This window comes from Fructilactobacillus sp. X1R3C1 (assembly GCF_059901545.1).
On the sequence record NZ_JBWXUT010000002.1, the window covers coordinates 114663 to 127406 of the forward strand.

The 12744-nt window shown below is 36.1% G+C and carries 11 protein-coding genes and 1 pseudogene; 9 read left to right on the forward strand and 3 right to left on the reverse strand.

What is annotated here, in order from left to right; genetic code table 11:
• Positions 1 to 23 precede the first annotated feature (23 nt).
• From truB to AC6UD8_RS02830, 8 genes are all read left to right on the forward strand, one after another.
• Entirely contained in the window at positions 24 to 935 is a 912-nt protein-coding gene (truB, locus tag AC6UD8_RS02795) for a tRNA pseudouridine(55) synthase TruB (RefSeq protein ID WP_500695581.1), read from the forward strand.
• Between the two features lie 8 nt (positions 936 to 943).
• Positions 944 to 1894 (forward strand): riboflavin biosynthesis protein RibF, encoded by a 951-nt coding sequence (gene ribF / locus AC6UD8_RS02800; protein WP_500699438.1) that lies wholly within the window; start codon positions 944 to 946, stop codon positions 1892 to 1894.
• A 90-nt stretch (positions 1895 to 1984) separates the two neighbouring features.
• The gene (hrcA, locus tag AC6UD8_RS02805; protein ID WP_500693835.1) at positions 1985 to 3028 is read left to right on the forward strand and encodes a heat-inducible transcriptional repressor HrcA; all 1044 of its coding nucleotides are present in this window, start codon (positions 1985 to 1987) and stop codon (positions 3026 to 3028) included.
• Complete coding sequence (gene grpE / locus AC6UD8_RS02810; protein ID WP_500699555.1) at positions 3025 to 3606, forward strand: nucleotide exchange factor GrpE; 582 nt, start codon at positions 3025 to 3027, stop codon at positions 3604 to 3606. The genes hrcA and grpE overlap by 4 nt, the downstream gene beginning before the upstream one ends.
• 39 nt (positions 3607 to 3645) lie before the next feature.
• Positions 3646 to 5505, forward strand: coding sequence for a molecular chaperone DnaK (gene dnaK, locus AC6UD8_RS02815; RefSeq protein ID WP_500693834.1), 1860 nt, complete (start codon positions 3646 to 3648; stop codon positions 5503 to 5505).
• Positions 5506 to 5602: 97 nt separating this feature from the next.
• Entirely contained in the window at positions 5603 to 6754 is a 1152-nt protein-coding gene (gene dnaJ, locus AC6UD8_RS02820) for a molecular chaperone DnaJ (protein ID WP_500699439.1), read from the forward strand.
• Positions 6755 to 6869: 115 nt separating this feature from the next.
• The gene (lepA, locus tag AC6UD8_RS02825; protein ID WP_500693832.1) at positions 6870 to 8708 is read left to right on the forward strand and encodes a translation elongation factor 4; all 1839 of its coding nucleotides are present in this window, start codon (positions 6870 to 6872) and stop codon (positions 8706 to 8708) included.
• A 29-nt stretch (positions 8709 to 8737) separates the two neighbouring features.
• Positions 8738 to 9223, forward strand: a complete 486-nt coding sequence (locus AC6UD8_RS02830) for a GNAT family N-acetyltransferase (RefSeq protein ID WP_500723564.1) — start codon at positions 8738 to 8740, stop codon at positions 9221 to 9223.
• An 812-nt stretch (positions 9224 to 10035) separates the two neighbouring features.
• Here AC6UD8_RS02830 and AC6UD8_RS02835 read toward each other — a convergent pair.
• Entirely contained in the window at positions 10036 to 10305 is a 270-nt protein-coding gene (locus tag AC6UD8_RS02835) for a hypothetical protein (protein WP_500699441.1), read from the reverse strand.
• Between the two features lie 293 nt (positions 10306 to 10598).
• Between AC6UD8_RS02835 and pnuC the strand changes: the two genes are divergently transcribed.
• Positions 10599 to 11363, forward strand: coding sequence for a nicotinamide riboside transporter PnuC (gene pnuC / locus AC6UD8_RS02840; protein ID WP_500693829.1), 765 nt, complete (start codon positions 10599 to 10601; stop codon positions 11361 to 11363).
• A 44-nt stretch (positions 11364 to 11407) separates the two neighbouring features.
• Here the strand turns inward: pnuC and AC6UD8_RS02845 are convergent, their stop codons facing one another.
• Together AC6UD8_RS02845 and AC6UD8_RS02850 are read right to left on the reverse strand one after the other, a co-directional pair.
• The gene (locus tag AC6UD8_RS02845) at positions 11408 to 12190 is read right to left on the reverse strand and encodes a DNA/RNA non-specific endonuclease (RefSeq protein WP_500699442.1); all 783 of its coding nucleotides are present in this window, start codon (positions 12188 to 12190) and stop codon (positions 11408 to 11410) included.
• A pseudogene (locus AC6UD8_RS02850) lies at positions 12187 to 12321 on the reverse strand (sunset domain-containing protein); the annotation flags it as partial. The gene AC6UD8_RS02845 and the pseudogene AC6UD8_RS02850, both read right to left, overlap by 4 nt.
• Positions 12322 to 12744: the final 423 nt, after the last annotated feature.

A 12744-nucleotide genomic window follows, 5' to 3' on the forward strand; every position in this document is an offset into this window, starting at 1 on the left:
TATATGGTACAGGAGTGAGTGAATTGGTCACTGGAATTATCCCTTTGTATAAGCCTAGGGGAATGACGAGCTTTGATTGTGTGAGTAAGATTCGACACATTATTGGACAAAAAAGAGTGGGCCATAGTGGCACACTTGATCCTAATGTAGATGGAGTTTTACCGATTTGTTTGGGCCATGCCACTAAAGTAGTTGATTATTTAATGCAATCAGGGAAGGTTTATAGTGGGTCAATTACGTTAGGTTTTTCCACTACTACCGAGGATTTAGATGGTGAAATTATTGATACTAATTTTGATTTTCAGCCAATCACAGATCAAGAAATTGACGAAGTCTTGAAATCATTTTTGGGGATTTCGACCCAGATTCCTCCCATGTTTTCCGCTGTTAAAGTGAATGGAAGAAGGTTATATGAGTACGCACGTGCTGGTATGAAAGTTGATCGGCCTAAAAGACAAATTAACGTTAGTCAATTTGTTCGTATCAATGCGAGTTCCTACAATCGTGATACTCACACCCAAACCTTTAATTTTGAGGTGAAGTGTGGAAAGGGAACTTATATCAGAACTTTGGCAACTGATTTTGGAAAAAAAGTTGGCATCCCAGCTGTGATGTCAAGTTTAACTCGGACTAAAAGTGGTGGATTTAATCTTTGCGATACAGTAACTTTTAAAGATATTAAAGAAGCCATGAATTCTAATCAAATCAATAAAGTTGTTTTTCCAATTTCACATGCTCTTAAAGATTTTAAGACTATTGTGATTAATAAAGAGCAGTGGAATCGTGTTCAAAATGGCGGTTTTTTAAGTATTGATGAGATCGCTTGTCAAGATGAAGTGATAGTTTTAAAGTATAATAATATTGATCGAGCTTTGTATTATAGAAATGAACAGGAAAATAATTATAAGCCCAAAAAAATGTTTGATTTAGATTAGAGGAAATTATGGAAGTCAATTATTTATCATACCCACTTGATAAGAACGAAAAAAATCGTCCCCAAGTCATTGCCATGGGGTTTTTTGATGGAGTTCACCTGGGACATCAAAAAGTGATTAATCAAGCTAAACAAATTGCTAAACAAAAAAAACTTCCTTTGGCAATTTTAACTTATGATCATCACCCGTCGTTAGTGTACAAGAAGTTGGATGGAAATGAAAAACGTTATTTAACCCCGCTTAATCGTAAATTACATTTATTTGAGCAACTGGGGGTTGATGTGGTCTATGTCATCAATTACAACTTTGCTTTTCAAAATCAAAATCCCCAAGAATTCGTTGATAATTATTTGATTGGATTGAATGCTGATACGGTTATAGCAGGATTTGATCATACTTATGGAGAACAAAATGCGGGCATGAAGGAGCTCCCTCAATATGCCAGGGAGCGATTTGATGTAGTCAGTGTGGCCGCTGATGAAATGGACGACAAGAAGGTTAGTTCTACTAGGATTCGTCGAAATCTTGAACAGGGACACATCCGGACGGTTAACGATCTTTTGGGATATGAATTCGAAAATGACGGAGTGGTTGTTCATGGGTTTGCTCGTGGTCGTGAATTAGGCTTTCCCACTGCTAACGTTGAGTATTCGGCAAAACAGCAGTTGCCCAAACTTGGGGTGTATGTGGTCCAACTTGAAGTTAATGGTACGTGGTACAAAGCGATGGCATCAATTGGCAAAAATGAGACGTTTGGAAATGATAATCCAGTTACTTTAGAAATTAATATTTTGGATTTCGATCAAAATATCTATGGTAATCACGTCAGAGTTAGATGGTTATCGAAAATGAGAGACGAGGTCAAATATCAGGGGCGGAAACCGTTGATTGATCAATTAAAAATTGATGAAAGTAACACCCGATCTTATTTTAAGAAATACATTAATTCTTACCAGTAAACTTATTTCTTGACGTTCTTTAATACCTTTGGTAAGGTATAAATGTACGTTAGCACTTGATAATAAAGAGTGCTAAAAGAGGTGGTAAGAATGCTCACAAAGAGACAAGATATGATTCTAAAGTACATTGTTGATGACTATACTAACAATGGTGTTCCAATTGGATCAAAACGCTTGGCTGATCAACTCCCAATGAATGTTAGTTCGGCTACCATTCGTAATGAGATGGCAGTTTTAAGTGGTCAAAATTTGATTCAAAAAGTTCATACTTCGTCTGGAAGAGTTCCTTCAAATGAAGGATATCGATATTACATTGATAATTTGGTTAATCCTGTACTGGTTGGCAATGAAGAAAAAAGTTTGATTCATAATGCTCTGGGAGGAACATTTCAACAAATTGATGATATTGTTAAACAATCTGCTGATATTTTGTCCAGCTTGACCGATTATACCGCGATGACTTTGAGTCCAGAACAGACTAATACCGAAACTTTACAACATTTTCAACTAATTAAGTTAGCCGATCACCAAGTGATGGCAATTATGGTGATGAATGATGGGCAAGTTGAAAGTCAGCCCTTTATAACTAATCACCAAATTGATGAAGATAAGTTACTTCAAGTAACTAATTTAGTTAATGACAAGCTTTTTGGTAAGACAATTCCGGAAGTTTTAGAGGCACTTAAAAGTACAATTCCTGACGAAATTAGACACTATTTAACTTCTTCAGAAAACTTTGTTGGAGCCTTTGAATACGTCATTAATAAATCGCTTAAAGACCATTTCTTTGTTAGTGGAAGAATGAATTTATTGGATACAATGGATGATAAGAACGATCTAAAAAATATTAAGCCACTTTATTCAATGTTTGGAAATAACTCGAATATGGCAAAAATTTTAGATAATGAATCCAAACCCATTTCAGTTATGATTGGTTCTGAGCTACGAAATGATTTATTGAAAAATTATAGTATTATCTCTGGAACTTATGATGTTGGGATTCATGGTGTTGGTAGGATTGCTGTAATTGGCCCTACCAGAATGTCTTATCCTAAGGTTTTGGGTCTAGTTGATGCGTTTAAAGATGAACTTCAGAAACGAATCAATGGATACTATGATAATTATGATAAATAAAAAGGAGGTTCAAAATGGCGAGTGATAAGGAAAAGCAAAGTAAAGATTTAGATGATAAAACGGAAAATGTTGATGAATCGAGTAAGTCAGAGCAAGAAGTCAAAACAGACGAGAAAGATGATTCTGCAAAAAAGATTGATGAACTAAATCAACAACTAGATTCAGTTCAAGACAACTACTTACGAGCAGAAGCTGAGATTCAGAACATTCAAAATCGAAACAAAAAAGAGCGTGCTGATTTAGCAAAGTATGGTGCACAAGATCTTGCTAAAGACGTTGTGCCTGTGATGGATGATTTAAAAAGAGCTCTTGACGTTGACGTATCTGATGAAAACGGTAAGCAACTCAAAAAGGGGATCGAAATGGTCCAACAACATCTTGAAAAAGCTCTGAAGGATAATGATATTTCGGAAATTAATGCTAATGGAGTGGAATTTGATCCTAGTTTTCATCAAGCTGTTCAAACGGTTGCTCCAAGTGATGAACATCCAAAGGGAACCGTAGTATCGGTACTTCAAAGCGGTTATAAAATTGCTGATCGGGTCTTAAGACCAGCAATGGTAGTAGTGGCACAGTAATTAAATAGTTATTAAATATATAAAAAGAAGGTTTAAGTTATGGCAAGTAATAAAGTTATTGGAATTGATTTAGGAACAACTAATTCAGCTGCAGCCGTTATGGAAGGTAATGAACCAAAAATCATTACCAACCCAGAGGGATCAAGAACGACCCCATCAGTAGTTGCTTTTAAAGATGGCGAGATTCAAGTTGGTGAAGTTGCTAAGCGTCAAGAAATTACTAACCCAGATACTGTTGTATCAATTAAGAGTCACATGGGTGAGCAAGGATACAAAGTAAAGGCAAACGGAAAAGAATATACTCCACAACAAATTTCAGCTATGATTCTTCAATACATTAAAGGCTATGCGGAAGATTACATTGGTGACACTGTTAGTGAAGCTGTTATTACCGTTCCTGCTTACTTTAATGATGCACAACGTCAAGCTACTAAAGACGCTGGTAAAATTGCTGGGCTTGATGTTAAGAGAATTATTAACGAACCTACTGCTGCTTCACTTGCATATGGTTTAGACAAAAAAGATAAAGATGAAAAAATCTTGGTTTATGATTTAGGTGGAGGTACTTTTGATGTTTCCGTCCTTGAATTAGGTGACGGAGTCTTCCAAGTTCTTTCAACTAATGGTGATACTCACTTAGGTGGGGATGACTTTGATAAGAGAATCATGGACTGGTTAATCGATAACTTCAAGAAGGAAAATGGGGTTGACCTTTCGAAGGATAAGATGGCTTTACAACGTTTGAAAGACGCTGCTGAAAAAGCTAAGAAAGACTTGTCAGGTGTAACTCAAACTGAAATCTCACTTCCATTCATTTCTTCTGGTGAAAATGGTCCGCTTCATTTACAAACCACGCTTACACGTGCTAAGTTTAACGAATTAACTTCTGACTTAGTTGAAAAGACTAAGGCTCCTTTAGACAATGCTTTGAAGGATGCTGGACTTTCAGCTAGTGATATTGACCAAGTAATTCTTAATGGTGGTTCAACTAGAATTCCTGCTGTTCAAGAGGAAGTTCAAAAGTGGACTGGTAAAGAACCAAGTCATTCAATCAACCCCGATGAAGCTGTTGCTTTAGGTGCAGCTATTCAGGGTGGAGTAATTACTGGTGACGTTAAGGATGTTGTTTTACTTGATGTTACTCCACTATCACTTGGTATTGAAACGATGGGTGGGGTATTCACTAAGTTAATCGATAGAAATACAACCATCCCAACTTCCAAGTCACAGACTTTCTCAACTGCTGCTGATAATCAAACGGCCGTTGACATTCATGTTTTGCAAGGTGAACGTCCAATGGCTGCTGATGATAAATCATTAGGTCGATTCCAATTAACTGATATTCCTGCAGCACCAAGAGGTGTTCCTCAAATCGAAGTTACCTTTGATATCGATAAAAACGGAATTGTAAATGTTTCTGCTAAAGATAAGGGAACTGGAAAACAGCAAAAAATCACCATCAAAGATTCCAATGGTCTATCAGACGACGAAATCGATAAGATGATGAAAGAAGCCGAAGCAAATGAAGATGCCGACAAGGAAAAGAAGAACAAGGTTGATCTAGATAATGAAGTTGACCAATTGATCTTCCAGACTGATAAGACATTGAAAGATGTTAAAGGCAAAGTTTCAGATGATGAGATTAAAGCCGCTCAGGATGCTGAAGACGAACTCAAAAAAGCTAAAGAAGATGGCGATACTGATGCAATGAAGACTAAAAAGGATGCTTTGAACGAAAAGGTTCAAGCATTAGCAGTTAAATTGTATCAACAAAACCAAGGCCAAGCTGATCAGGGACAACAAGGTGGAAATAATGCTAACGGTGGATCATCTAATGGAAATGATGATAATACTGTTAATGGTGACTACCATGAAGTCCATGATGATGACAACAAATAATTGTGGCAATTGAGGCTATTAACAATTGATGAAGAGCTAAAGTCAGTTTGATGGGCTTTGGCTTTTTGTTGTATTATTTGAGCTTGGAGGCGAACTAATGGCTAATAAAGATTATTACAAAGTATTAGGCGTGGACAAAAGCGCCAGTGAAGATGACATTAAGCATGCCTATCGAAAATTATCAAAAAAATACCATCCAGATATTAATAAAGCTCCAGATGCAGAGGCAAAGTTTAAGGAAATAACCGAAGCATATGAAGTTTTAGGTGACAAAAAGAAACGAGCCAATTATGACCAGTATGGTTCAGCTGATGGTCCCCAAGGATTTGGAGGCTTTGGTGGCGGAGCCGGTGCTGGTGCTGGTGCAGGCGGACAAGGTGCCGGATTTGGTGACTTTTCTGATATTTTCAATGATATTTTTGGTGGTGGCGGAAGACGTCGTCAAGCTGACCCAACTGCACCACGTCGTGGACGAGATTTGCAATATCAAATGACACTTACATTTGATGAAGCTGTTTTTGGGACTAAAAAGACCATTAAGTATAATCGTGAAGAAACTTGTCCAACGTGCCATGGCACTGGGGCTAAGCCCGGGACTAAGCCAGAGACTTGTTCTAACTGTCATGGAAGCGGTTATGTTACTAAAACGGTTAATACCCCGCTCGGTCAGATGCAGACCCAGGAACCATGTCCCGTTTGTGGCGGCACTGGAAAAGTAATTAAAGAGAAGTGCCCAACCTGCGGCGGTACTGGAAAAGTTGAGAAACAACATTCTCTTGAAGTTACGGTCCCTGCTGGTGTTGAAGAGGGACAGCAAATGCACATGCAGGGTCAAGGTGATGCCGGTGAAAATGGCGGTCCTTATGGTGACTTGTACGTGATCTTTAGAGTTCTTCAAAGCAAGTACTTTAGAAGAGACGGATCTACTATCTACTTTGATCAACCAATTTCATTTGCCACTGCTGGTTTAGGTGGAGAAATTAAAGTTAAAACCGTTCATGGTGACGTTGATTTGAAAATTCCTGCAGGCACCCAGACTGGGACGGTCTTCCGTTTAAGAGGAAAAGGTGCGCCTAAACTTCATGGAAATGGTAATGGTGACGAAATGGTAAAAGTTAAGGTTCAGACGCCAAAGAAACTTAACTCTAAACAAAAAGTTGCTTTACAAGCTTTAGCTGAAGCTAGTGGTGATACTAATGTTGAAGAAGGCAAGAATTTCTTTGATAAAATGAAAGATGCTTTTAAATAAACAAATAAAGGAGCGGTTTAAAGACCGCTCCTTTATTTGTTTGTTATACATATATCGGGTTGTTATAATAATAGTAACGACTTGGACGAATTAATAATGAAAGTAGGAAAATATCGTGGATTATAAAAAAATGAAGGAAAAGCAACGCCGGACGAGGAATTTTGCTATTGTTGCTCATATTGATCACGGTAAGTCAACTTTAGCCGACCGAATTTTGGAGTTGACTGACACAGTTTCTAAAAGGGACATGCAAGATCAAATTTTGGATAATATGGATTTGGAACGGGAACGTGGAATTACCATCAAGTTAAATGCGGTTGAGTTAACTTATCATGGTAAGGATGGGATTGACTATGTATTTCATTTGATTGATACTCCCGGACACGTAGACTTTTCTTATGAAGTTTCTAGAAGTCTGGCTGCTTGTGAGGGTGCCTTACTGGTTGTTGATGCCACTCAAGGAGTTCAAGCCCAAACCTTAGCTAACGTTTATTTGGCTTTGGATGATGATCTTGAAATTATTCCTGTCATTAATAAAATTGATTTGCCTTCAGCAGAGCCCGAGAAAACTAAAAAAGAGATTGAAGATGTGATTGGATTGGATACCTCTGATGCAGTTGAGATTAGTGCCAAGACTGGACTCGGGGTTGAGAACTTATTAGAGGAAATTGTTAAAAAGATTCCTGCTCCAAAGGGAAATATTGAGGGTCCGCTTAAGGCGTTGGTTTTTGATTCAGTTTACGATGATTATCGTGGCGTAGTACTAAGTGTTCGTTTGTATGATGGAGTCGTAAAGCCTGGAGATCAAATTCGCTTGATGAACAGTGGAAGTGAATATGAAGTCACAGAAGTTGGTGTTAACTCGCCGAAGCCACTTCAACGAAAGTACTTAATGGCTGGGGATGTGGGATACATTACTGCCAGCATTAAAGATATCACTAAAACGCGAGTTGGCGATACAGTTACTGACGCAAACAATCCAACTGATAAAGCTCTACCAGGATACCGTGAAATGATTCCCATGGTTTATGCTGGATTGTATCCAACTGATAATGCGAAGTTTGGTGATTTAAGGGAAGCACTTGAAAAACTTAAATTAAACGATGCTTCACTTGAATTTGAGCCGGAATCGTCTGAAGCACTGGGTTTTGGATTTCGTTGTGGGTTCCTTGGATTACTTCACATGGACGTGGTTCAGGAACGTCTGGAACGTGAGTTTGGGCTGGATTTAATTACTACGGCTCCATCAGTAACTTATCATGTGGATTTAAATGATGGAAGTACACTTGAAGTTGAAAATCCATCTGAAATGCCAGATGTATCAGCAATTAAGGATATTAAGGAACCATTTGTTAAGGCTAGTATCATGGTGCCAAACGATTATGTTGGTGCTGTGATGGAAATGTGTCAAGATCGACGTGGTCAGTTTGTCACGATGGAGTATCTAGACGATGCCAGAGTGAATGTCATTTATCAAATGCCATTATCGGAGATTATTTTTAATTTTTTCGACAAATTAAAATCAAGTACGCATGGTTATGCATCACTTGACTATGAATTATCTGAGTATCGACAAAGTGATCTAGTTAAAGTGGATATTCTATTGAACGGTGATAAGGTCGATGCTTTAAGTTTTATTTCCCATAAACAGTTTGCTGCCGGCCGAAGTCGTGAAATTGTTAAAAAACTCAAGAGTATTATTCCAAGACAAAATTTTGAAATTCCAATTCAAGCAGCAATTGGCGCTACCATTATTGCTAGAACTAATATTAAAGCTTATCGAAAAGATGTGACGTCTAGAATTCATACTGGTGACCCTGATCGAAGAGCGAAGTTACTTGAGAAGCAAAAACGTGGGAAAAAGCGGATGAAAGCGGTTGGAAAGGTTGATATTCCTCAAGAAGCCTTCATGGCTGTCTTACAAACTGATGAAGACCAAAAAAGCGACAAATAGTAGTTGCCGCTTTTTTGATACTAACAATTATGGATTATAATAAGTTAAATTTGATGATTGGAGGTGAATATATGTGGATGGTAAAGTCATTTGATCAATTAACTTTGAACGAATTATTTGATATTTATCAACTGAGATGCGAAGTGTTTGTAGTAGAACAAAAGATTACTTTGCAGGATATTGATGATAATGACAAGAAGGCATGGCATGTTTTTTTGCTTAACGATCAAAATCACGTTATTGCTTATGGTCGAATATATAAACAAGATTACTATATAACTTTTGGAAGAATTGCTGTTTCTGCCGAACAACGTGGGAAACATTTGGGAACAAAATTAGTTCAAAGAGTGATGAGGGTTATTAAAGAAAAATATCCTCATAAAGAGATTATTATTGAGGCACAAAAATACGTTGAAAATTTATATGCTTCATTTGGTTTTCGACCAGAAGGAGAAGTTTTCATGGAGGGAAATGTTGAACATGTAAATATGGCCCACGAACCGCTTTTTAAATAATAATTATGATATTTTAAAAATTAAAATTTATTATTTTATTTAGTACTAAAAACCACTATTATAGAATAGTGGTTTTTTAGTTTAAATGATATTATTCTTTCCGTTAATTGTTAATAAATTTCATGAAATGCCGGTATTATGATTATGAAAATCATTAGTTAATGTTATGGATTACACAATTGGATTGAGTACACTAATGAAGTGATATGACTAACTTTTCCAACTATCAAACGAAAGGGTTCTTTGTTTTTAATTATGAATTGCCACTATTAATCCCGTTGTCATGGGTGTTAAGATATGTGATATGGGAAACAATATAATTGTAAAAATTTCTTAGAAAAATTTTTTATAAGATAAAAATTGCTTTATGATTAGTCTTTGTGTTCTCTTATAAGGAGTATATTTTGATATTTTTTACTTATATACTTGATTAGTAACAGCTAATATAATATACTGTAAAAGTAAGGTAAAGATTAAAGAATTCACGCTAGGGGATTTGAATGTACAAAAAAAGCACTCAAATAGAGTGCTTTCTACGATTAGAGAGGTTCAAGAACTGTAGCATAGTTATGAGAAGTAACAATCTAATAAGTAAAGATCTATGAAATAAAAGAGCACACGTGTCTAAGACTAATAAGCAGTAGGAGTGGAAAGCCTTAGCTGATGTGAATGTTGAGAATGTGACAGAAATTTATTACCTCTCTAATCTACACTCTATATTTAATCACACTTTACGAAATTTTACCAGGGAATTCTCATAATTATGATGCTTATTTACCAAAGAAGTACTATCTGTTAGGTAGTACTTCTTTTTATTTTGGAATTGCCATGAACACAACCGTATTATTTGATGGGAATGAGTTCTTTTCACCGAATTCATCAAAGGAAATACTTTCACCAGGAGCTCCCAATTCATGTTTAGCGTCTTTTGTAATGGTTAAAAGATGTTCATGATCACGATCAATATCGTCAAGGGTGACGGCGTCTAATTCTACTTTTTCACCAGATGGCATTTTTACGGTAACTTTCTTAAGATCATGAACTCCATCGGCTTTGATTGCAAATGGGACATTTACTAGCATGTTATTTCCTCCTTTATACTTCATTATTCATTATACATATTTTTTGTTTGCATTTACAATATCTTTTATATTTTATAAATGATACATTTATCTTAATTTGTCACACTTTGAATTTTTTTATCAATTTCTCTCTTATGATCGAAAAAAAATGAAGCTATAAAAATAAAAAAATTTTTTTATGGACCAATGTTGGGCCAATTTATAAAAGTTAGGGTTGTTAGCAAATTTGTTTAGAGATTATAAGTGTGTAATGATGAAAAGTGAATTCAAATTTGTCGAAGGGATGATTATTTATGTCAGAGAAAAACAACATTGCGGCTTATGACATATTAAAGCCTAATTGGTATGTCAATCAGATGAAAGGTTGGAGCTTTAAAAGCTATTTGTTGCTCCTATTTGGTTTGGGAGTCATTGCTGGATCAACTGTCACACAACCACTTTCGTTTATTGCGATTATGACGATGTTAGCGGGGATGCTCGGATTTACTACTACCATTTCAATTACTAATACGAAACCATTAAATGGAATTTTTGGTTTGATTAGTGCTTTGATTTATATCTATGTTGCATTCACTGCTAAGAATTACAATGATATTATTCTCCAAACTACATACATTGTACTTTTGGATATTCCGGTCTTGTTAATTCCTAGTTGGGCTACTAATGTTGATGAACATATTAAGAAATTGACTGTTAAGGGTAACCTTAAAAAAACGTTTATGAATTGGGGGTTGACAGCTCTTTTCTTTGTTGTAGTATTAGGAGCTTTATATGCCTGGGAGCATGGATACAGTGATAGCCCTCGTCCTTTTGTAGATAGTTTTGCGGCCACAATTGGAATTACTGGTGCTTTACTTACGACTTTAAGGTTTCGGGATACTTATTATTTCTGGCTTGCCCAGGGGATTTTCTCGATTATTCTGTGGGGCATTACTGCATATCAGGGTGGTGCCAATTGGACGTTATTCTTAACTTACATTTTGTACTTATGTAATGACTTGTTAAGCTTTTTTGACAAAAACATTGCATGGTTCCATACGAAACCAACCAATCATTAATATTTAAATTGAAAGGACAGTGACTAGATGGTCACTGTCCTTTTTTATGATTTGGTACTGTATCCAGTTTGATAATTAATATTGTATCCTGGCTCGACGTTAAAAATGTACACGTTAAAGTGAATTTGATTACTTCCGACTGATTGGGCTCTCATTTGGACACCACGACTAAGTAATTCATTATTTCGATAAATCGGAGTGACCTGATATCTAACGTAGTTATTTGGATTTTCTTTTAGATAAGTAGCAATATCATCCTCATGATAAAGCATTAATGGGGAATTTAACGTTCTTGTCCCAGTTATTAAGTTTTTGGGATTATTGTTTTCACCACATAGTTGGTAACCAATCAGATGACTTCGGTTATATAACCAACCACTGTTGGTGTGTTTATTGTGCCATCCAGTGGGATTAAAGGTAAGTGGTTCACGTTTCTTAGTGGGCATTGTTTTAACGTTTAACATACCGTTAGCATCGGTGGCTCGGTTAAGATGATCAAGGTTACTAAATCGTAACCAGGGGCGTTTATTATGCAATTCTTCAGTAGAAAAATTAGGATTATTGTGATCAACTTCTACTTCTTGATTTCCGTCGTAATTTAAATCACTTAATTTTAAATCTGGTGCATGTTTCAATTGGTATTGAAGTTTTTTAAGCTTTGATTTTTTAGTGTCAAGTTGCCCTTGAAGTTGATTAATGCTTTTTTCAAGTTGCTGGGTATTTTCATTATCATGAAGGCTTTTGTGTTCGTTTGAATTGGTTTGTTGTGAACATCCAGCAAGTAATAAGGATAATATTATGATTGGAAATAGCAGGAACTTTTTCATCGTTTAGCCCTCCGATATCCAGCTGCTTGTGCGTCTGCCTCCGAATTAAAGTAGATGACGTTTTGGCTGTTCATGTTATAACCCGTTTGGCCAGGGACATGATAAATGTGTGAATTTTTATTTCCAACGATTCGCTGAGCGTTTGAAGTATTGATGTCATTGCTATTACTTTGATTTTGATGCTTTGGTGTAGGTCTTGTTTTTAAGGCATCGGAGTCGACTGTTTTGACATTTGAAACTGGGTTAATCGATACATATCTACTGTTTAGATCATTTTCCGTATGATTGATCTGTTTTGATAGTTGTTGATTCTGTTCAATGAGTGCTTTTTTCTGGGAAATTAATTCTGATCTACTAGATTTTGAAGCAGACAGAATTACTGCCGGAGTAGTGAACAGTAATAAAGTACAACCAGTTAACATTATTGATTTCTTGATTCGATGCATGGTTATTATGCTCCGTTTCTACTTAATATAATTAGAATATCATAAAAAATAAAAGCAAAAAATTATATTTACAAAGCAAATGAAAGATAGTAGTATTTAATACGAACA

Coding starts and splice junctions, on each gene's coding strand:
- ribF (WP_500699438.1), top strand. CDS start 944: ATGGAAGTCAATTATTTATCATACCCACTTGATAAGAACGAAAAAAAT.
- hrcA (WP_500693835.1), top strand. CDS start 1,985: ATGCTCACAAAGAGACAAGATATGATTCTAAAGTACATTGTTGATGAC.
- dnaK (WP_500693834.1), top strand. CDS start 3,646: ATGGCAAGTAATAAAGTTATTGGAATTGATTTAGGAACAACTAATTCA.
- dnaJ (WP_500699439.1), top strand. CDS start 5,603: ATGGCTAATAAAGATTATTACAAAGTATTAGGCGTGGACAAAAGCGCC.
- AC6UD8_RS02830 (WP_500723564.1), top strand. CDS start 8,738: ATGGATTATAATAAGTTAAATTTGATGATTGGAGGTGAATATATGTGG.
- AC6UD8_RS02835 (WP_500699441.1), bottom strand. CDS start 10,305: ATGCTAGTAAATGTCCCATTTGCAATCAAAGCCGATGGAGTTCATGAT.
- pnuC (WP_500693829.1), top strand. CDS start 10,599: ATGTCAGAGAAAAACAACATTGCGGCTTATGACATATTAAAGCCTAAT.
- AC6UD8_RS02845 (WP_500699442.1), bottom strand. CDS start 12,190: ATGAAAAAGTTCCTGCTATTTCCAATCATAATATTATCCTTATTACTT.